17 protein-coding genes are annotated in these 19,457 nt (G+C 57.0%); 12 read left to right on the forward strand and 5 right to left on the reverse strand.

The window, feature by feature from the left end; translation table 11 throughout:
• Positions 1-20 precede the first annotated feature (20 nt).
• From sucC to V9G17_13210, 3 genes are all read left to right on the forward strand, one after another.
• The gene (sucC, locus tag V9G17_13200; GenBank protein ID MEI2753554.1) at positions 21-1,199 is read left to right on the forward strand and encodes an ADP-forming succinate--CoA ligase subunit beta; all 1,179 of its coding nucleotides are present in this window, start codon (positions 21-23) and stop codon (positions 1,197-1,199) included.
• Positions 1,200-1,210: 11 nt separating this feature from the next.
• The gene (gene sucD, locus V9G17_13205; protein MEI2753555.1) at positions 1,211-2,083 is read left to right on the forward strand and encodes a succinate--CoA ligase subunit alpha; all 873 of its coding nucleotides are present in this window, start codon (positions 1,211-1,213) and stop codon (positions 2,081-2,083) included.
• A 301-nt stretch (positions 2,084-2,384) separates the two neighbouring features.
• Positions 2,385-4,019, forward strand: coding sequence for a radical SAM protein (locus V9G17_13210; protein ID MEI2753556.1), 1,635 nt, complete (start codon positions 2,385-2,387; stop codon positions 4,017-4,019).
• Between the two features lie 228 nt (positions 4,020-4,247).
• On the opposite strand, the gene ahcY is transcribed toward V9G17_13210, so the two are convergent.
• A complete protein-coding gene (ahcY, locus tag V9G17_13215; protein MEI2753557.1) occupies positions 4,248-5,504 on the reverse strand; it encodes an adenosylhomocysteinase in 1,257 nt (418 codons plus the stop codon).
• Between the two features lie 107 nt (positions 5,505-5,611).
• Complete coding sequence (metK, locus tag V9G17_13220) at positions 5,612-6,760, reverse strand: methionine adenosyltransferase (protein ID MEI2753558.1); 1,149 nt, start codon at positions 6,758-6,760, stop codon at positions 5,612-5,614.
• Between the two features lie 399 nt (positions 6,761-7,159).
• Between metK and V9G17_13225 the strand changes: the two genes are divergently transcribed.
• The 6 genes from V9G17_13225 (at position 7,160) to V9G17_13250 (ending at position 12,863) form a co-directional block, all read left to right on the forward strand.
• Complete coding sequence (locus V9G17_13225; protein MEI2753559.1) at positions 7,160-8,596, forward strand: cytochrome c biogenesis protein ResB; 1,437 nt, start codon at positions 7,160-7,162, stop codon at positions 8,594-8,596.
• A gap of 77 nt (positions 8,597-8,673) precedes the next feature.
• On the forward strand, positions 8,674-9,588 hold the full coding sequence (gene ccsB, locus V9G17_13230; protein ID MEI2753560.1) for a c-type cytochrome biogenesis protein CcsB: 915 nt from the start codon (positions 8,674-8,676) through the stop codon (positions 9,586-9,588).
• A 3-nt stretch (positions 9,589-9,591) separates the two neighbouring features.
• Complete coding sequence (locus V9G17_13235) at positions 9,592-10,215, forward strand: TlpA disulfide reductase family protein (GenBank protein MEI2753561.1); 624 nt, start codon at positions 9,592-9,594, stop codon at positions 10,213-10,215.
• Positions 10,216-10,223: 8 nt separating this feature from the next.
• Positions 10,224-10,784: a TlpA disulfide reductase family protein gene (locus tag V9G17_13240; protein MEI2753562.1), complete on the forward strand. Its 561-nt coding sequence runs from the start codon at positions 10,224-10,226 to the stop codon at positions 10,782-10,784.
• A gap of 2 nt (positions 10,785-10,786) precedes the next feature.
• Positions 10,787-11,533, forward strand: coding sequence for a cytochrome c biogenesis protein CcdA (locus V9G17_13245; GenBank protein ID MEI2753563.1), 747 nt, complete (start codon positions 10,787-10,789; stop codon positions 11,531-11,533).
• A 121-nt stretch (positions 11,534-11,654) separates the two neighbouring features.
• Entirely contained in the window at positions 11,655-12,863 is a 1,209-nt protein-coding gene (locus V9G17_13250) for a geranylgeranyl reductase family protein (GenBank protein MEI2753564.1), read from the forward strand.
• A gap of 177 nt (positions 12,864-13,040) precedes the next feature.
• On the opposite strand, the gene bamD is transcribed toward V9G17_13250, so the two are convergent.
• Entirely contained in the window at positions 13,041-13,961 is a 921-nt protein-coding gene (bamD, locus tag V9G17_13255) for an outer membrane protein assembly factor BamD (GenBank protein ID MEI2753565.1), read from the reverse strand.
• A gap of 165 nt (positions 13,962-14,126) precedes the next feature.
• Between bamD and V9G17_13260 the strand changes: the two genes are divergently transcribed.
• From V9G17_13260 to V9G17_13270, 3 genes are all read left to right on the forward strand, one after another.
• Positions 14,127-15,161 carry a beta-ketoacyl-ACP synthase III gene (locus tag V9G17_13260; GenBank protein MEI2753566.1) on the forward strand — a complete coding sequence of 345 codons (1,035 nt, stop codon included), beginning with the start codon at positions 14,127-14,129 and terminating at the stop codon, positions 15,159-15,161.
• 24 nt (positions 15,162-15,185) lie between these two features.
• Positions 15,186-15,803 carry a DUF47 family protein gene (locus V9G17_13265; GenBank protein MEI2753567.1) on the forward strand — a complete coding sequence of 206 codons (618 nt, stop codon included), beginning with the start codon at positions 15,186-15,188 and terminating at the stop codon, positions 15,801-15,803.
• 62 nt (positions 15,804-15,865) lie between these two features.
• Complete coding sequence (locus V9G17_13270) at positions 15,866-16,858, forward strand: inorganic phosphate transporter (protein ID MEI2753568.1); 993 nt, start codon at positions 15,866-15,868, stop codon at positions 16,856-16,858.
• Here V9G17_13270 and V9G17_13275 read toward each other — a convergent pair.
• Both V9G17_13275 and V9G17_13280 read right to left on the reverse strand, forming a co-directional pair.
• On the reverse strand, positions 16,824-18,686 hold the full coding sequence (locus tag V9G17_13275) for an ATP-binding protein (protein MEI2753569.1): 1,863 nt from the start codon (positions 18,684-18,686) through the stop codon (positions 16,824-16,826). The genes V9G17_13270 and V9G17_13275 overlap by 35 nt on opposite strands.
• The gene (locus V9G17_13280; protein MEI2753570.1) at positions 18,683-19,399 is read right to left on the reverse strand and encodes a response regulator transcription factor; all 717 of its coding nucleotides are present in this window, start codon (positions 19,397-19,399) and stop codon (positions 18,683-18,685) included. Before V9G17_13280 ends, V9G17_13275 begins: the two co-directional genes overlap by 4 nt.
• Positions 19,400-19,457: the final 58 nt, after the last annotated feature.

Genomic DNA, 19,457 nt, shown 5'->3' on the forward strand with positions numbered 1-19,457 from the left:
CAATAGCTCTAGAGGTTACGATGAACGTTCATGAATTTCAGGCCAAACAGTTGTTCGCACAGTTCGGGGTGCCGGTGCCGCGGGGAAAGGAAATTACCTCACCCGAAGGTGCAACTGCCTGGGCCAGTGAACTCAATACGCCGGTCTTCGTGGTGAAAGCTCAGATTCATGCGGGCGGTCGCGGCAAAGCTGGCGGCGTCAAGATTACCAAGGATAAGGCGGCGGTGGCGGGCTTGGCCAAGGAGTTGATCGGCAAGACGCTGGTAACACATCAGACGGGTCCCAAGGGCCGCCAGGTCCACCGGCTTCTTCTCGAAGAAGGCGCAAACATCAGTAAGGAACTGTATTTGAGCATTCTAGTGGACCGCGATTCCGGGTGGCCTGTATTTATTGCCAGCACCGAAGGGGGCATGGAAATCGAAGAAGTCGCGGACAAGACTCCTGAGAAAATTATCAAGGAATTGATTGATCCCGCCGTGGGATTCCAGGGCTACAACGGGCGCAACGTGGCCTTCGCTCTCGGTCTCAATGCCATTGAGCCGGCGGTCATGAATCCCTTTATCCAGATGATGGGCAATCTCTATCGGTTGTTCATGGAAAAGCACGCGGCGATGGTAGAGATCAATCCGCTCATCATCACCAAAGAAAAGACGATTGTTGCGCTCGACGGCAAAGTCTCCTTTGATGATAACGCGCTGTTTAAGCACGCTGATATTCAGCAAATGCGCGATCTCAGCGAAGAAGAGCCGTTGGAAATCGAAGCTGGCGCGAACAATCTGAATTATGTGAAGCTTGACGGCAACATTGGTTGCATGGTCAATGGTGCAGGCCTCGCTATGGCGACGATGGATGTAATCAAGCTGGCGGGCAGTGAGCCGGCCAACTTTCTCGATGTGGGCGGCGGCGCGACGAAAGAGACTGTGGCGGCCGGTTTCCGTATCCTGCTCAAAGATCCGAACGTCAAAGGCATCTTTATCAATATTTTCGGCGGCATTGTGCGCTGTGAGCGAATTGCGCATGGAGTGATCGAGGCGGCCAAAGAAGTGAAGATCGCAGTGCCGTTAGTGGTGCGCCTCCAGGGGACAAATGCAGATGAAGGCCGCACACTGTTGGCGGAGTCTGGTCTCAAGTTGGAGGTGGCCAACGATCTGTGGGAAGCGGCGCAGAAAATCGTGAAGCTGACCGGCAAGGCGGCGTAAAGGAGAAGACCGTGAGCATTCTCGTCAATAAGAATACGCGAGTGGTAGTGCAAGGGATCACGGGGAAGGAAGGATCCTTCCACGCAACGCAATGCAAAGCGTACGGCACGAAGATGGTCGCTGGAGTAACGCCGGGGAAGGCCGGACAGGAAGTTGAGGGCATCCCCGTATTCAATACCGTGGCCGATGCCGTCAGGAAGACCGACTGCGACACCTCTCTGATTTTTGTGCCGCCGCCGTTTTGTGCAGATGCGATCCTGGAAGCCGCCGATGCAGGTGTCAAACTGATCATCTGCATTACGGAAGGTATTCCCGTCAACGACATGGTGAAGGTGAAACGCGCGCTGCATGGCCGAGATGTCCGATTGATCGGCCCGAACTGCCCAGGCGTCATCACAGTCGACGAAGCCAAGATCGGTATCATGCCAGGTTTTATTCATAAACGGGGCGTCGTCGGCGTCGTTTCGCGCAGCGGCACCTTGACCTATGAAGCGGTCCACCAGCTTTCGACCTTGGGTCTCGGCGAAACGACTTGTGTCGGCATCGGCGGGGATCCCGTCAACGGCACAGGGTTTGTGGACGTGTTGCCCCTGTTCGAGAACGATGCAGAAACTCAGGCTGTGGTGATGATCGGTGAAATTGGTGGTGACGCGGAAGAAAAGGCAGCCGAATACATTAAGAAACACGTGAAAAAGCCCGTGATTAGTTTCATTGCCGGGATCACGGCTCCTCCGGGGCGTCGGATGGGGCATGCGGGTGCCATCATTTCAGGTGGCAAGGGGACCGCGACGGAAAAAATGAAGGCGCTAGAAGCTGCCGGTGTACGAGTTGTGAAGAATCCCGCCGAAATTGGCCATGCCGTGAAGGCAGCGCTCGGCCGCTAGGCTGATATCTTTCCTTGAGAGGGCGCCGGCGAAGGGCCGGCGTCCTCTTTTTGTGTAAAGTGAACAAGTCAGACCGGGAGTGAAAAGCTCGATCTCGCTGATGCTTGCGCTCTTCCCTGGCCGCTGTCGGAATCTTCCCTTTTTCCCTCTCTCTAGACGTGGTACTGTATACTGCCTCGCGATGCCCTACTGGCCTGAGTGATTCGGTCTCGCTGTAATTGGAAAGTGGATCCTCTGCTCCCCCAAAGATCTAGTGGCGATCCGAGGGACCTGCTTACTGTACCGATGAAAGGACGTTACTATGCTGGTGTTTCTTATACATGTGCGTGATCCCCAGTTTTATGCCCTTCCGGCCAAGACTCGAGCCAAGAATGGGCGTATCCGGGTCATGGGGTTTCCGCCGATCGGCATTATGTCGTTGTCGTCAGTATTGAAGCGGGCGGGCCATGAATGTGTGATGTTCGATCAGGCGCATCCTGAGACTCCGAATGAATTCATCATCGAAGAGATTAAACGGCGGAAGCCTGCCCTGGTGGGTCTTAGCTTCCTCAGCACCACCAGTTATCCGTATGCAAAAATTCTTGCGCGCCAGATTCGAGCCGCTGATACCGACGTGAAGCTAGCATTCGGTGGAGTCTTTGCCAGTCTCAACGCAGGCTTGGTGAAACTGCAGTGCCCAGAAGTCGATTTCGTGTGTCGAGGAGACGGGGAGCAATTGTTGCTTGATTTACTCGATCGCTTTGATGATCCGCAGTCGGTGGGCGGCCTCACCTGGGCGAAAGACGGCCAGGTCATCAATAACCCCAACCGGACGATGGAACGCCACTTGGATCAGTGGCCTTTCCCGGACCGGGAAAGTTTGGAATTGGATTTTGTCGAGTCTATGCCGTTAGACGTGCCGGCGGTGCTGTCGATGGAGCGGTTTACGACCATGCAGACATCCCGGGGCTGTCCGTGGCCTTGTGTGTTCTGCGATATCCCCATATTCAATGAGGGGAAGTGGCGGGCTCGTACTGCGCAACACGTCGTTGACGAACTGAAGTATCTTGAGGCGAACGGGTATGGATCCGTCTATTTCGTCGATGATCACTTCTTATTACAACCCAAGCGCATCGACGCGATTTGCAAAGGGATCATCGAGGCCAAGCTCACGATTCAGTGGGGCATCGAAGGCCGTGTTGACTCCGTGGCACAACATCTGTTCCCCGCTATGGCGCAGGCGCATTGCCGGACGGTGATGTTTGGTATTGAAAGCGGCAGCCAGAGAATCCTGGATCGTCTCCAGAAGGAACAGACACTGGCTGAGGTGGAGACCGCCGTACGAAACGCCAAAAAGGCCGGGATTGAAATCGTTCACGGCTTCTTTACCGTGGGCAATCCAGACGAGACAGTCGAGGACATGCAGAAAACATTCGATTTCGCTTCGAAGCTTCCCTTGGACACTTTTGGATTCAACCGGCTCTGTGTCTATCGGGGAACGCCGTTGTGGCAGGAATATATCAAGCGCGGGTTAGTTACCGATGCCAAGGATTGGTACAAGTATTTTAAGTGCTCAGAGATCGATCCTACCTGTTTGCCAGGCGCAGTGATCAATTCGGTGCGCCAAGAAGGGCTAAAAAAGCTGTTTATTTATAAGCTCACCCGATATCCGATCCAGACCTTCAAGTTGCTGCGCCGCTTCTTGCGCTTCATGCCGTTCCGTGATGTGGCCTATCTCATCATCAAGCCCTTCTTGGGGCAAAAGAAAGGCGCGACGAAGGCTGAGGTGCTCTCGCGGGCGGTGGAGCATGCGGAGATGAAGGACGCGGCGGCTCAGTTAACTCAGCTCAGTGATGATCTGCTGCACAGTGTGTTGGAAGAGTCAAAGGCCGAGCGTCAACGGATTCAGCAGGAAGCCGAGGGGTCCCGAGAACTTCCCATGGTAAATTCACGCTAGTCCGTACTAGGCTGGACCTGTCTCCTATCGCTTGTGGTTGGGAGGTGCCTTGAAGCTAAAGGCGCAGGACAGGCATTCAGCAGGACGGTGCGAAAATCATGGAGAGCAGACAAAGAATAGTAGTACGAGCCTGCGGGGTGAGTTGAGGAGATTGCCCAACCGTTCAGAATTGCCTGATGGATGGGCCGGAGCCGCTCTCCTGGCGGCCCCGGCTTTCTCCGATAGGTACTAGGTTCCCATTTCCCACGAGGCCAAGTACTTCACTTGTTCTTTCGTGAGCTTGTCGATTGACACGCCCATGCCGGCGAGTTTGAGCCGGGAGATTTCCTTGTCGATATCGGCTGGAACCGGATAGACCTTCTTCTCCAGCTTCTTATAGTTCTTCACGATATATTCGGCGCCTAAGGCCTGGTTCGCGAAACTCATATCCATCACGCTGGAAGGATGGCCTTCCGCGGTGGCGAGATTTACGAGACGGCCCTCGCCCAGAAGGCTGACGCGTCGGCCGTTCTTCAGAGTGTATTGGTCCACACCCGAGCGCACGGCGAGTTTCTTCTTGCTGAGCTTTTCCAATGCAGGAATATCCAATTCAACATTGAAGTGTCCGGAGTTACAGACGATTGCCCCGTCTTTCATGGCGGCAAAGTGCTCGCCGCGAATGACCTTCAAGTTGCCCGTGACCGTGACGAAGAAGTCGCCGAGGGGGGCTGCTTCATCCATCGGCATGACCCGGAATCCGTCCATGACGGCCTCGAGACCCTTCAATGGATCGATTTCAGTCACAATGACGTTCGCGCCCATTCCGCGTGCGCGCGTGGCGATGCCGCGGCCGCACCAGCCGTAGCCGGCAACGACAAGTGTGGAGCCGCACACCAACCGATTGGTGGCACGGACGATACCGTCCATGGTGCTTTGGCCGGTGCCGTACCGATTGTCGAACATGTGTTTTGTGTCCGCATCGTTCACGGAGATGACCGGAAACTTCAGCACTTTCTTTTCGGCCATGCTGCGAAGGCGGATGACGCCGGTGGTGGTTTCCTCTGTTCCGCCGATCACGTTGCGGAGTAAGTCTTTCCGCTTCGAGTGCAGGTGGGAGACCACATCGGCGCCGTCGTCCATCGAGAGATGTGGTTTGTGGGCGATGGCCGACTCAATGTGCCGGTAGTATGTCTTGTTGTCCTCTCCCTTGATGGCAAAGGTCGGGATCCCTTCATGCCGCACCAGAGCAGCGGCGACATCGTCTTGCGTGCTCAACGGATTGGAGGCGCAGAGGCGAACATCTGCTCCACCAGCTTTGAGGGTTTTCATCAAGTTGGCTGTCTCGGTGGTCACGTGCAGGCACGCGGTGGCGCGGATGCCCTTGAGCGGCTGTTCTCGCTCAAAGCGTTTGCGAATGAGTCGGAGCACCGGCATCGTCGCCTCCGCCCATTCGATTTTCAATTTTCCCTGGTCGGCTAATCCCATGTCTTTTACATCGTAGTCCACTGGTCATCCTCCTGTGTTGTGTCTGAGTATCAATTGATGTGCGAATGCAGAAAAAAGGGGCGGGCTTGCGACCCGCCCCCTCGGCTGGTGCGACGCGCGACGGGACCTTAGAGGCCTGCGTCCTTGCGCAAGGCTTTGGCTTTATCGGTAATTTCCCAGGTGAACCCCGGTTCGTTACGACCGAAGTGTCCGTAGGCCGCGGTCTGCTTAAAAATGGGCCGGCGGAGCTTGAGATGGTCGATGATTCCACGTGGAGTCAATGGGAAATGCTTCCGGACGAGTTTATCCAGGCTTTCGGGTGCGACCTTCTCGGTGTCCTTGGTGTCGACCAAGACGGAGACGGGATCAGCCACGCCGATGGCATAGGCCAGCTGGACTTCGCACTTTGCGGCCAGTCCGGCAGCAACGATGTTCTTGGCAATGTAGCGAGCCATGTACGAGGCTGAGCGATCCACTTTCGAAGGATCTTTCCCTGAGAAGGCACCTCCGCCGTGGCTCCCATGTCCGCCGTAGGTATCGACAATGATCTTCCGGCCAGTGAGGCCGGTATCGCCCATCGGGCCGCCGACCACGAATCGACCGGTCGGGTTGATATGGTGTTTCACGCTTGTCGGGTGGTACAAGCCTTTCGGCATGGAGGGCTTGATGACGTGCTCCATCAAATCCCTTTCAATCTGCTTATTGGTCACATCGGGGCTGTGTTGCGTGGAGACGACGATGGTATCGATACGGAAGGGCTTCCCGTCCTTGTATTCCACTGTGACTTGGGATTTGCCGTCGGGGCGAACCCATTTCAGGATCTTTTTCTTGCGCACTTCGGCCAACCGCTTGGTCAATCGATGGGCCAGTACGATCGGCATCGGCATGAGTTCGGTGGTTTCGTTGGTGGCATACCCGAACATGAGTCCCTGGTCGCCAGCACCACCGGAATCCACACCCATGGCGATATCCCCGGACTGCTGGTGAATGGAGGTCAGGACCGAGCAGGTATTGGAGTCGAATCCCCAGGAGGCATCCGTATACCCGACATCCTTGATGACTTCGCGAATGATGTCGGGAATCTCCACGTAGGCCTTGGTGGAGATTTCTCCAGCGACGAAGGCGATGCCGGTTGTCAGGATGGTTTCACAGGCGACGCGTGACAACTTGTCTTGGGCAATAATGGCGTCTAAAATTCCGTCTGAGATCTGATCGGCAATCTTATCCGGGTGCCCTTCGGTGACCGACTCAGACGTGAACAGATAGTTATGTCTCATTGTTCCCCCTGGAATTGAAGTGATTCGAGGATGCGGCGATTAAGGTCAGGTGGCACGACGGCTGAAAGTGGAAGATGCTGCGCTTCGCCTGAATTAGGCAACTCCGCAAAAAACTAAAGCAATAGTAGCTGACCGGGTGCTTTTTGTCTACCGTTCAGATGGAATTGATCGAGTCTCACCGGAGGCGCGTGCCTTGCTTGACAGCCCTTCGAGTCGACTTGTAAGATAGCTTACTTTTCGCGTATTTGGAACATTTTTCTCATAAACGCTCTGCCTCGGCACTTCCAACCTCGTGGTATCGGCCTACATTGGCGCAGGATCCCACACGCAGCTCGTCATTTGAGTATGATGATGGGGTCTGTATAACGGCCAGGTCGAAGCAGCGAGGTATGTTGATTCATGAACGATAAACCCGACGCAGCATCTGACGTGAGCGCATCGTCTCCGCGCACTTCCGGCCTCGGCTGGGAGGAGTTTTCTCGCGAGGTCGTAGACTTTTTTGCCTCGATTAAATTGGCAATGTTTCTGTTCATCGTGTTGGCGATGACCGCGACCATCGGTACGGTCATTCAGCAAGGTGAGCGTCCGGAAACCTATGTGCAGGAGTATGGAGAAGAAGCCTATCGCTGGTTTCTCCGGCTGGGTTTTACCGACGTCTACCACACCTGGTGGTTCACCAGTCTGCTGGGGCTCCTCTGCGTCAATTCTCTCACCTGTTTCCATAAACGGTTTCCCAGTGTGTGGCGGTCCATGCGGCAGGATAAGGTCAGCGTGTCGTTGGCTTTCATCCAAGGTATGAAGCAGCAGGCCACCCTTTCGCTCAATCAGTCGCGAGACGCCGTGGCCGAGGGACTTGTAAAACTCTTCGCTGAAAAAGGCTATCGGGTGTTAGCCAAGAGCGATCCCGGCGAGGTGACGGTCTACGCGACCAAGGGCATTATGGGCCGGGTCGGGGCGCATGTTGCCCATCTCAGCGCAACGGTGATCGTCTTGGGGGGACTGCTCGGGAGCTACTATGGATTTCAAGAGTTTGGGGTGTGCCTGGAAGGGCAGACGTACCATATCCCGCGGGGGAATTTTGATCTTCGTGTCGACAAGTTCTGGATCGATTACCACGAGAACGGATCGGTCAAATCCTATAACAGCACGTTGACCGTAATCGATCAGGGGGTTCCTGCCACGACCAAGACGATCACGGTGAATGATCCACTGGTCTATAAGGGAATTTGGTTCTACCAATCCAGCTATGGCGACGCCTGGGATCAAATTGAAGCCGCGCGAATCAACATCAAGGAGAAGGGCAGCGACAAGATTATCGCCACGGTAGACCTGGAGTGGAACAAGGAAAAGGCCGTCGAGGGTCTTCCGTTGAAGATGAAGATGACGGATTTTGTGGCGGATTTTGCCTTTAATTCGACCGAAAAGAAAGTGTTCTCAAAAACCGCCGAGCATGCCAACCCGGCTATCCGCCTGACGGTTGATGAGCGGAGTAGCGTGCAGTCCACACCGTGGGTGTTCTACCACTATCCCGACCTGTTTGAGATTAAAGACTCGGCGTACCAATTCGAATTTATCGGGTATCAGCCGAAGAAGTTCACCGGTCTGCAGATTGCCAGGAATCCGGGCATCAATATGGTCTGGATCGGGTGTACGATGTTGGTGGTAGGGATGACGCTCTCGTCATTGATTTATCATCGACGGCTGTGGGCGAAGATCGTTCCGGGCGAGTCCGGTGTCACGCTTCATCTTGGTGGAACCACGCATAAGAGTCAGATCGATTTCCAGAAAGAGTTTAGGAAATTGACGGAGAAAATCAACGCCCAATCTCAATCCTGACAATCGATGCGGAGCGGCTCTGAGACAGGTCTCACTCGGTTGTCGCTGCGCGTGATGAGAGATAGACGGAGGTCCGTATGATGCGATCACTGTTCCTGTTCGATATGACATTCTGGCTCTATTTGGCTGCCTTAGGTTTGTATGTGGCGTATTTGTTCGCGAAGCGTCCTGCCATGCAGATGGTTCCGGCGGGGCACCCGATCGAGAATCTCGAGGAACGTGATGGGGCCTGGGCTACCCAACTGGGGCAGGTGGCCACCCTTGTCACCGTCTTCGGGTGGGTGCTGAACACGCTGGCCTTGACGACGCGGGCATTTGAGCGAATGGAGCATTCCGGGACCTTTGCGCCTTGGTCGAACCAGTTCGAAGCGATGGCCTATGTGTCCTGGGCTATTATCTTGGGATACGTGCTCCTGGAGTTCCGATACCGGATCAAGGCGGTGGGGGCCTTTGTGGTGGGCATCGGGTTTATCGCCATGGGCGCCGCATCCCTCTTGCCCTATCGCTATCAAACCGCAGAGCCGCTTGTGCCCGCGTTGAACAGCTACTGGATTTACATCCATGTCTCCGTCACCTTGACCAGCTACGCGGCATTCGCCATGGCGGGGGGATTGGGCTTGATGTATCTTTTCAAAGAACGGGCCGTCAATCGCGACAGTCAGTCCCGCTTCTATGCGGCCTTTCCCGATCTTGAAACCATTGATGAGCTTGGCTATAAGGCGATCATGTTGGGGTTTCCGCTGTTGGCCTTCGGGATCATCCTTGGGGCGATGTGGGCGAATTACGCATGGGGCGGGTATTGGAGTTGGGATCCAAAAGAAACTTGGTCGTTGATCGTGTGGCTGATTTATGGCGCGTATATCCATGCCCGCATGACTCGGGGGTGGGAAGGCCATAAAGCGGCGATCTATGCGATCTTCGGCTTTCTCATGGTCATTTTTTGTTTCTGGGGAGTGAATTTTCTGCTCTCCGGTCTGCATGCCTACGCGTAGACCATGACAGACCATACGCATCAAAGCTCCCCGAATCCCGCGCCGAGGACCGGTCCATCCCGAAGCGTAGTGGTCATTGCCGCTGCAGCCATTCTTGGCGTGATGTTTCTCGTGGTCTGGTTGCAGAGTTCCAAGTACGAACCGTTGGTGGTGGGCAAAGAGGCGCCGGATTTTCAGTTGCCTGACTTAAACGACAAGCAACTGCGGCTGTCGGACTACCGCGGGAAAGTGGTGTTCTTGAACTTTTGGGCGACCTGGTGCAAACCATGCCGAGAAGAAATGCCTTCGATGGAGGTCCTGTATAAAAACTTTGAGAAGGACGGGCTGGTGATTCTTGCGGTCAGCATCGACCGGGTCACGACGAAGAAGGAGATCCCGCCGTTTGTAAAAGGCCTGAATCTCACATTCCCGGTCTTGGTCGATTCCTGGGGGCAGACCGATAAGCGTTACAAACTCATGGGCGTTCCAGAGACGTATATCATCGACCAGCAGGGAGTGCTTCGCGAGAAAGTGATCGGCCCTCGGGACTGGACCAGATTGGACAACCTCAAGGTACTGACGAACCTGCTTAAGCCTGCGGAGAAGGCCGCGCAGGCGATCCCGGCTCAAGAGCCTCCCACGTCATAACGGTGAAGATGAATCGTTGGCCGGTACTCTCCATAGTTGCCGCAGCGGTGATGGTCGGCGGAGGATTTTCTGCCGACGCCCGAGGGGCATCCTTCTCCACGCAAGGCGCTCCGATGCCCGTTGTCGAGCGCATTCCCCAGGTCGATGAGGAAGCCCCGAACTTCCTCCTGCGCGACTCTGAAGGGTTCAATGTGACGCTCGATCAATTCCGTGGCAAGGTTGTGCTGTTGAATTTTTGGGCGACCTGGTGTGGTCCCTGCAAAATCGAGATGCCGGCGATGGAACGGTTGTATCGAACGTTTAGTCGTAAAGATTTTGAGATTCTGGCCGTCTCAACCGATGCGCAGGGGGCTGCCGTGACGCGCCCCTTCCAACGAGAGGTCGGCTTCACCTTTCCTGTTCTGCACGATGCCGATTTCCGCATCGGGCTTCAGTATGGCGCACGCCAGCTGCCCATGACCTTTCTGATCGATCGCAAGGGCATCATTCGCAACCGGATTCCCGGGGCTCGTGACTGGAGCGCGCCTGCGGGGAAGCGCCTAGTCGAATCGTTGTTGCAGGGATCCTAAGTATGACCGATTCAGTGCAGTCGATTTCATTTGTGGCGGCATTTTCCGCGGGACTGCTCTCGTTCGTGTCGCCCTGTGTGCTGCCGCTCGTCCCCTCCTATATTTCCTACATCACGGGACTCTCGATCGAGCAGCTCACCGATATCTCCGAACGGAACCGCTTTCGGAAGGCGATCGTGCTGAACTCTCTGCTCTTCATCGCAGGGTTTTCGACGGTGTTCATCGCATTCGGCGCGTCGGCCAGTCTGTTAGGGCAGGCGTTGATGACCTACCAGGAGCATCTGCGACGGTTCGGAGGCATTGTCGTCATCATTTTCGGCCTCTATCTCCTGGGTATCCTGAATTTGAACTTTCTGAAAATGGAACACCGGTATCAGTTTCGGAATCGACCAGCCGGGTTTCTGGGTTCGTTCCTGATCGGGATTGCGTTTGCGGCGGGCTGGACGCCCTGTGTGGGGCCTGTCCTGGGGACAATCCTGCTCTATGCCAGTACGACCGAATCGATGTTCAGCGGTGTCGTGTTGCTGACGTTTTACTCACTGGGACTAGCCCTACCGCTGTTTCTGACTGCGCTGGGCGTCGATCGATTTCTGAGTTACTTTAAAGAAGTGCGCGCGTATCTTTGGGGTGTGTCGACGGTGAGCGGGGTACTGCTCATTGTGGTGGGCGTGATGATCTACGCGAATTCGCTGACCATGATCACAAGCTTTCTCGAACGATACGGGATTGGTTGGTATCTCGGTCAATAACTCGGACCTCTTGTCTTTCCTTCCCCGTCGGCCCCTCGCATAGTATTCACGCGGCATGGTGCGTTCCAATCTCGGGCAAGGCCGAGTTGGATCCGTCGGTGCCCCAATCGGAAGACCGTCCATGGCTCTTGGAGAACCGGACATAACCTACGATGTGATCGTTGTCGGCATGGGTCCGGCTGGAGCGGTGGCTGCTGCGGCTCTCAGTCGGGGCGGTCTCGCGGTAGTCGGCTTCGATAAAACGGCCCATCCCCGGTACAAGGTCTGCGGCGGCGGACTGTCGGCGCGCATCGATCAGCTGTTAGACCCTGGGTTCCGCTCGGTCGTCGAACAGACGGTCAATAGTGTTCAGTTTGTGTACCGCGGGCAAGATCCTCTCCTCATCGAGTCCCCCCAACCCATTGCCTACATGGTTATGCGAGATCGTTTCGATCACTACCTAGTGCAGCAAGCAATTCAGGCAGGCACCGAGATCCGGGCCGGTGAGGGGGTCCTTGAGATGAGTCAGGATGCCGATCACGTTGAGGTTGTAACTCAAGCGGGTCGATATCGCGCAAAAATAGTCATCGGTGCAGACGGAGCCAATAGCCTGGTCGCGCGGCAGTTATTCCCGAACCGCTCCCTCTTTCGCGCGCCGGCGCTGGAAAGTGAGGTCTTGCTTGGAAAGAACGGACACTATCCTGGCGCCACAACGATCCTGGTTGATGTGGGTGCGGCTCGTCAAGGATACGGATGGATCTTCCCTAAGGGAAATGGCGTGTCGGTAGGGGTGGGAGAGTTCTGTCGCAAGGCGACGAGTTTGCGCACGACCTTTGATCGTTTTGTCAGCGCAGAACATGGGTTGTCAGGCCGGACGGTGCCGCGTCCTGTGGGGCATCCGATTCCTGTCTATTCAGAATCTGAGCGTGGACAGGGGCATGCGGCTGGTTCGCAGTTCGTGAACGGTCGCGCAGTATTGGTGGGTGATGCGGGGCATTTGGTCGATCCGCTGTTTGGCGAGGGCATTTATTACGCCGTCCGCTCCGGGCAACTTGCGGCGCAGGCGATTCTGGGAAACCTACAGGCCCACCACGAGTCGCTCGGCGCCTACGAGGCATCGTTGGAGCGTCATGTCCTGCCCGACTTCAGAGTCACGGCGAGAATCGCTCGTGTCATCTATGCCTTTCCGCGCCTTGGCTTCAGGCTTCTCCGCCGGTATCAAGATGTGGTCCAGTCTTATTTCGAGGTTCTTCAAGGGCGCACGACGGCCGAACACTTTCTCCCTGCCGCGAAAACGCGCCTCAAGGCGTCGGTCAACGATCTGTTGCTCGAGGCCTTGCACCTACGCTGACACCCGTTGCGAGCTCCGCCGGCGGTGTTCTCGCAGGACGTGGACACCACATCGTCACAGAGATGGCCACGGATGTACGAGAGTCTATTGGCTACGTCGTAACCCCCGCTGTGACCGTGCGGGCGACCGTTGTGAACAGGTCTCAAATGAGTGGTTGAACGGGAGGTTCGTCGCCTATCAGCACCAGGCGCCGAGTCGGCAGGAGACGAAGGGTTGACCAAGGGACATCGTCGGCGAACTCTTTAGGTTGGGGATGCTTGGTGAGGCAGAGGGGGTAAAGCTCGACGATGGCACCGAGGTCGCAAGTAGTGGCGTCGACGACTGATTCTGCGGAACCGGTGCGTCGGTCTTGGCCACGACGGTCGGCGCAGGGGGCGGCGATTTCTTCTCCAACTTGGCCAACAATCGACGCCCATCCCCGACAAGTTCGCTGTTCGGATACTTTTCGGCTAGTAGCTGTAATTTTTCCGTTGCCCAATCGTCAGCGCCAAGTTCCTGGTAGGTCATGGCCAGGTAGTACAGGGCCTCCGGGGCGACCTTCTTGTCCGGATAGTCTTTCATGATCTGATCGAATCGATGCGCGGCCGCGAGATAGGACGCCCGACGATAGTAGAATTGCCCGACAAATAGATGCGTCTGCGCGAGCCAGTCGTGGCAATCGGCGATGCGTTGGAGCGCCTGGGCCTCGTACTTGCTGCCGGGGAAGTCTTTTCGTAGTTTTTCGAATGCCGCGATAGCCTTCTGAATCGGATCCGGGTCGCGGTCGATCGATTTGCCCATTCGGAGGTGGCTTTCAGCGAGACGGAGTTGGGCATAGACCGCTAATGGATGGACCCGATGCAACTCCAAGAAATGCTGGTATTCGACGATGGCCTCTGCAAACTCTTCCTTCTCGAAAAATGCTTCGCCCCGTTTCATGATCACGTTGGGGTCGTAGTTCTTTTCGATCGTGTCGCCTAAGAAGATTTGTTCATCCGTGCCGCTCACGGGTTTGGCGTCGGCGGTCGTTTTGGGTTTGCTCGAGCATCCACTCGCAAACCACAACACCCCCACCACCAAGGCGAGAGTGACGCACCAATCCCTTGAATGGCTGTGCATCCAGCAACTCCTTCGGTAAATTGTCGAGAATATGGAAGCAACCCTAACTATACAATTTTTCTAGCAGATCAGGAAACGAAATGCAACGAATTCGGACTCCGGAGGTTGACCCCTTTTAGTCCCGGACCTATAATCTCGCCGCACCCCTTAAGGTTGTCGAGGGTCTTGTTACAGGCCTTCTCCAAGGGTGTGTTGAGTGGGAACCCCGTGAAGCGCAGTCGTATTGTCGGAACCGGTTCGTACGTGCCCTCCCGGGTTGTGGACAACGAGGAGGTGGCGGCCCCGCTTGGCTTGGATCCGGGTCAGATTGTGGCGTTAACCGGGATTCGGACCAGGCATTGGGTCGCGCAGAGCCAAGCCTCTTCAGACCTGGCGGTGGTGGCCGGGCAGCGCGCTTGCGAGGCTGCTGGGGTCACATCGGCGTCCGTCGACGCAATTCTCGTCTCAACGACTTCACCCGACAGTGCATTTCCTTCCACGGCTTGCCATGTTCAGCGTGCCTTGGGTGCGAGGCCGGTGATGGCATTCGACTTGTCGGCGTCCTGCTCGGGGTTTCTCTACGGATTATCGATGGCGGATGTCATGATTCGGAGCGGGCAGATTCGCTCCTGTCTCGTCATCGCCGCTGAAGTGAAATCACGGGTTCTCGATCTAAGAGACAAGGACACGGCCATGCTGTTCGGCGATGGTGCCGGTGCGGTGTTGGTCGTGGAGGATGCCTCGGCCCGGCCGGATGCTCCGGGTATCCTCGGTGTGCGACTCTACGCCGACGGCTCGGGCCATGGTCTGATCACGATTCCGGCCGGTGGTTCGCGAAAGCCCGGCGGAGTGGAGACCCTCCGTGCGAACGAACACGTGTTGCGGATGCGAGGGAGCGCCGTGTTCCGCTCCGCGGTGCGTTGCTTGGAGCAAGCAATCCTCGACATCTTGAAGGAGTTCGGGCTTGCGGCCGGCGATGTGACAAGGGTGATCGCCCATCAGGCCAATGCGCGGATTTTGGAGCAATTGCGTCGTCGTCTCGGCCTCTCGCAGGAGGCGGTCTACTCGGTGATTGAACAGTTTGGGAATACATCGTCGGCCTCCCTGCCGATCGCGCTCGACCACGCGGTGCGAGCGCAGCGACTCAAGGCAGGGGATCTGGTGTTGTTGGGCGCATTTGGCGGGGGCTTAACCTGGGCCACAGGAGTGGTACGGTGGTAACCCCTCGCGGCTAGAAAGGACGTTATGTTTGGTCTCATTCCTCGAGAAGAAGCCTTTTTCGATTTGTTCAAGAATGCGGCGCACAACATGATTGAGGGGAGCCGTCTGTTGAAAGACATGACGGAGGATTTTCGCAATCCCGTCGAGAAGGCGAAGCGCATTAAGGACGTCGAGCACATCGGAGATGGCATTACCCACGACATTGCCAGGAAGCTCAATCAGACATTTATCACGCCCATCGATCGAGAGGATATTCATGATCTGGCGAGTGCCCTCGACGATATTTTGGATGTGGTTGAGGCCATCGCCGACCGATTTGTCCTTTATAAGGTGACGGCTCCCACGGAGTCGGCGATCCGGCTGGCGAATGTGTTGTATCAGGCGGCAGTGGAAGTCGGCGCGACGGTGGACTTGTTGGGCAAGTCGCACCAGGCGGTCACGGAATGCAGCGTTCGGGTCAATAGTCTGGAGAATGAAGCCGACCGCATTTCTCGTGATGCGATTTCTCTGCTGTTCGAGAAAGAAACTGACCCGATTGTCGTGATCAAATGGAAAGAGATCTACGAAAACTTCGAAGCAGGGACGGATCGTTGCGAAGATGTCGCCAACATTCTTGAGCGCATCGCCCTCAAGCACACGTGAGCGCCTCCTGCGCCTCTTGCGACACCAATCCACATTATCTTCAAGGGTAGGAAGCGGCATTCATGGTTGAACTGAGCGGGCTGTTGTTGGTGGTCGTGGTCTTGGCGCTGCTGTTTGATTTTTCAAACGGCTGGCACGACAGCGCAAATGCCATTGCGACCGTGGTCTCCACTCGCGTGGTGAGTCCATCCACGGCGGTGCTGGTGGCCGGTGTGCTCAATGTCGCCGGCGCCTTCATGTCGACCGCTGTGGCCAAGATGGTCGGGACTGGGATTGTCGATCCACAGTCGGTGACTCAGGCGGTCGTGGCCTCGGCCTTGGCCGGGGCGATCATCTGGAATTTTGTGACCCTGCTGCTGGGGCTTCCGACCAGCTCGTCGCATGCGCTCATCGGGGGGTTGGTCGGTGCCGCGCTCACCCACGGAGGCACGGCAGCCGTCAAGTTCTCGGGTCTGCGCTCGGTACTTGAAGCAATGGTGTTGTCGCCGTTTTTTGGGTTCGCCATCGGGCTGGTGTTGATGGTCGCCCTGAGTTGGATGTTTTTTCGGGTGCCGCGCGCCTTGGCCTTGCGGCTGTTCTCACGGATGCAGTTAGTTTCCGCCAGCTTTATGGCATTCAGTCATGGGGCGAACGACGCGCAGAAAGCCATGGGCATCATCACCCTCGCGCTAGTCTCGGCTGGAGCGATTCCGACGGCTGAGGTGCCGACCTGGGTCATTGGCTCGTGCGCCCTGGCGATGGGGCTCGGCACGGCGGTGGGCGGGTGGCGAATCGTACGAACCCTGGGCATGCGGATCGTCAAACTGGAGCCTGTCCATGGGTTCGCCGCTGAAACCGGGGCGGCGATTGTGCTGCTGGCGACGGCTCATATCGGTTTGCCGGTCAGCACGACCCACACGATCACCTCCACCGTCATGGGTGTCGGGGCGGTCAAGCGGCTCTCGGCCGTGCGCTGGGGCGTGACCAGGCGGATCCTATCGGCCTGGCTTTTTACCTTGCCGGGTGCGGCGTTGCTCTCGACTATCTGCTACCTATTGCTGTCGAAACTCCAGTAGTTGATTCCTGCGCAAGGAGGGGGAGGTGGACCATGAACCTGCTGCCCCTGGGCCTATTGCCTTCCACCCAGACCTGTCCGCCGTGGGCTTCGACGATGTGCTTCACGATGGCGAGGCCGAGTCCCGTGCCGCCCAGTTCGCGCGAGCGGGCTTTGTCCACTCGGTAGAATCGCTCAAACACTCGCGGTCGGTCCGCTTCAGGAATCCCGATGCCGGAGTCGGCGACGACGATCTCGATCATCGCGCGGGGTGAGGTTGTCCGGCTCTGTGCGGCGGGGCGGATCGTCATGGAGATCTGTCCCTGGTCCGGAGTGTATTTTACCGCGTTTTCGAGCAGATTGATGAACACCTGGGCGAGCCGTTCCTCATCACCCGTAATCACCCCATACTCGTCCGTGAGTGACAGCTCGATCGTGTGATGTTTCTTGTCTGCCAATGGTTTGATGACCGCCACCGTCCGTTCCAATAATGCGCGTAAGTCCACCGGCTCATGGCGGAAGAGTACCTGCCCGGACTCGATTTGGGACAACTGGAGGAGGTCATCCAGGATCAGATTGAGCCGGTTGCTCTGGCGCATGATGATTTCCAGGAAGGCCGTCGCCGTCGTCGGCTCGTCTTTGCCTCCATCCAGCAGCGCCTCGACATAGCCCTTGATGGAGGTCAACGGCGTGCGCAGTTCGTGTGAGACGTTAGCGACGAAATCTTTGCGGATGTTCTCCAGCCTACGCAGCTCAGTAATGTCATGAAACACAAACACGGCGCAGGCTTCTTGCTCGCGGTGACCTCCGGCAATCGATGCTTCGACTCGCAGGCATCGTCCGCTGGGCGAGAGGGTCATTTCGCCGCCTTGGCCGGAGCGGGTCTGCAGCACGAAGGAGACGATCGCGGTCAGTCCTTCGTGCCGGATGAGTTCGGCATAGTGTCGGCCCCGTGATTCCGTCAGTCCCAGAGAGAACATCCGTTCCAGCGCCGGATTCACCTGGACGACCGTGCCGCGATAATCCAGCACCATCACGCCTTCGACCATGGCGATGAGCATGGCCAACAGTTGTGCGCGGTCGTCCGATACTTCCTTGATTTTGGTCTCCAGCTGGTCGGTCATCTGGTTGAGGGTCTCCGCGAGCAGGCCGACTTCATCCGTCGAGGAGACCAGCAGGCGGACGCCGGGCGTCCCGCCGGCCAGCTGGCGGGCGGCGGCGGCCATTTCAGAGAGCGGCCTCGTGAGATTGCGCGACACCCACAGACTGAGGGCCATGGCCAACAGGAATGCCGCACCAAAGGCGGTCAGCAAGTCTTGCTGGATGTGCCGTACGCGCTCATCGATCGCGGTCAGCGGAAGTCCGAGTCTGATAACCGGCATGTCAGGATGTGCGGGCGAGTCGGGCGTCAGGAGACGGGCGACATAATAGGTGCGTTCCCCCGTGGTCTGGCTGGCGCGGATATCCATTCCACGTTCCGAGGCGAGCGCCTGTGCCACTTCGGGGCGGGAGAGGTGGTTTTCAACGTGAGTCAGCCCTTCGGCAGGGACTGCGCTGTCGGATAACACGGTGCCGTCTTTCCGGATCACGGTAATACGAAGGTGGGCCTGTTGGCTTAGTGCACGGACGGTAGCGTGGAGCAGGGCGATTTGGCTGGTCGATCCAGACTGATCAAACAGGGGTCTGAGTGTCATCGCCGCCAAGCCGCTGCTGGTCTCCAGCGTCTCCGCCATGCGGCTGAGTTCGGTCTGCTCCACCGAGCGGATGACCAGCCACCCTGCGACGGCCAGGCCGACGAACACGGCGGCGAGGGTGCCCAGGGCCACTTTCCACCGGATGCCGAGGTTCATGCCGGTACGTCGGATTCCCGTAGTTTGTATCCGAGTGATTTGATCGAAATGATGGCGTCGTCCAAGAGTGGAAGTTTCTGTTTGAGGCGGCGCACGTGGACATCGACGGTGCGGGTGGTGCCGTAGTAGTCGTACCCCCAGACGGCACTCAGCAACACATCTCGCGTCAGGACTCGCCCGATGTTGCGCAGCAGGTGTTCCAGCAGGCCAAACTCTTTGGCCGTGAGGAGGACTTCTTGTCCTTCGAGCCGGACCTCATGCCGGGAGAGATCCACTGTCAATGGACCGTAGTGATATTGCGTGTGGGGGGTATTCGCGTTCCGGTCCAGTCGTCGGAGCAGCGCCTTAACGCGCGCCACCAGTGCCTTGGGGCTGAAGGGTTTGGTGACGTAGTCGTCGGCGCCCAGCTCAAGCCCGATCACCGTGTCGGATTCTTCCGCCTTGGCGGTCAGCATGAGAATGGGGAGCAGCGCGGTCTCCTGGTTCAGCCGGATGCGTTTACAGACTTCAAGCCCGTCCAGTTCGGGCAACATGAGGTCGAGAATGATCAGGTCGGGATGTTCGGCCTTGACCTGACGGAGTCCCTCTGTGCCGGTCATCGCAGTGGCCGTGCGAAATCCTTCCTTCTCGAGGTATAGCTTGACGAGTTGGAGAATATCTTGCTCATCTTCGACGATCAAAATCTTTTTGTGGGTCGCTGCGGGGAGAGACATGGCGAGATTCTCCCACAATGGTTCAGCGGCCTCAACTGCTTTTGTTCAGGGACGGGGT

Origin of the sequence: Nitrospira sp. (assembly GCA_037045225.1) — a bacterium.
Lineage (GTDB): Bacteria > Nitrospirota > Nitrospiria > Nitrospirales > Nitrospiraceae > Nitrospira_A.

What these genes read in the sequence shown, in the direction of transcription:
- V9G17_13265 (MEI2753567.1), top strand. Translation starts at nt 15,186, where the DNA reads ATGTTTGGTCTCATTCCTCGAGAAGAAGCCTTTTTCGATTTGTTCAAG.
- V9G17_13245 (MEI2753563.1), top strand. Translation starts at nt 10,787, where the DNA reads ATGACCGATTCAGTGCAGTCGATTTCATTTGTGGCGGCATTTTCCGCG.
- bamD (MEI2753565.1), bottom strand. Translation starts at nt 13,961, where the DNA reads ATGCACAGCCATTCAAGGGATTGGTGCGTCACTCTCGCCTTGGTGGTG.
- V9G17_13225 (MEI2753559.1), top strand. Translation starts at nt 7,160, where the DNA reads ATGAACGATAAACCCGACGCAGCATCTGACGTGAGCGCATCGTCTCCG.
- V9G17_13210 (MEI2753556.1), top strand. Translation starts at nt 2,385, where the DNA reads ATGCTGGTGTTTCTTATACATGTGCGTGATCCCCAGTTTTATGCCCTT.
- V9G17_13275 (MEI2753569.1), bottom strand. Translation starts at nt 18,686, where the DNA reads ATGAACCTCGGCATCCGGTGGAAAGTGGCCCTGGGCACCCTCGCCGCC.
- V9G17_13240 (MEI2753562.1), top strand. Translation starts at nt 10,224, where the DNA reads ATGAATCGTTGGCCGGTACTCTCCATAGTTGCCGCAGCGGTGATGGTC.
- ccsB (MEI2753560.1), top strand. Translation starts at nt 8,674, where the DNA reads ATGATGCGATCACTGTTCCTGTTCGATATGACATTCTGGCTCTATTTG.
- sucC (MEI2753554.1), top strand. Translation starts at nt 21, where the DNA reads ATGAACGTTCATGAATTTCAGGCCAAACAGTTGTTCGCACAGTTCGGG.
- V9G17_13250 (MEI2753564.1), top strand. Translation starts at nt 11,655, where the DNA reads ATGGCTCTTGGAGAACCGGACATAACCTACGATGTGATCGTTGTCGGC.
- V9G17_13235 (MEI2753561.1), top strand. Translation starts at nt 9,592, where the DNA reads ATGACAGACCATACGCATCAAAGCTCCCCGAATCCCGCGCCGAGGACC.
- metK (MEI2753558.1), bottom strand. Translation starts at nt 6,760, where the DNA reads ATGAGACATAACTATCTGTTCACGTCTGAGTCGGTCACCGAAGGGCAC.
- V9G17_13270 (MEI2753568.1), top strand. Translation starts at nt 15,866, where the DNA reads ATGGTTGAACTGAGCGGGCTGTTGTTGGTGGTCGTGGTCTTGGCGCTG.
- V9G17_13280 (MEI2753570.1), bottom strand. Translation starts at nt 19,399, where the DNA reads ATGTCTCTCCCCGCAGCGACCCACAAAAAGATTTTGATCGTCGAAGAT.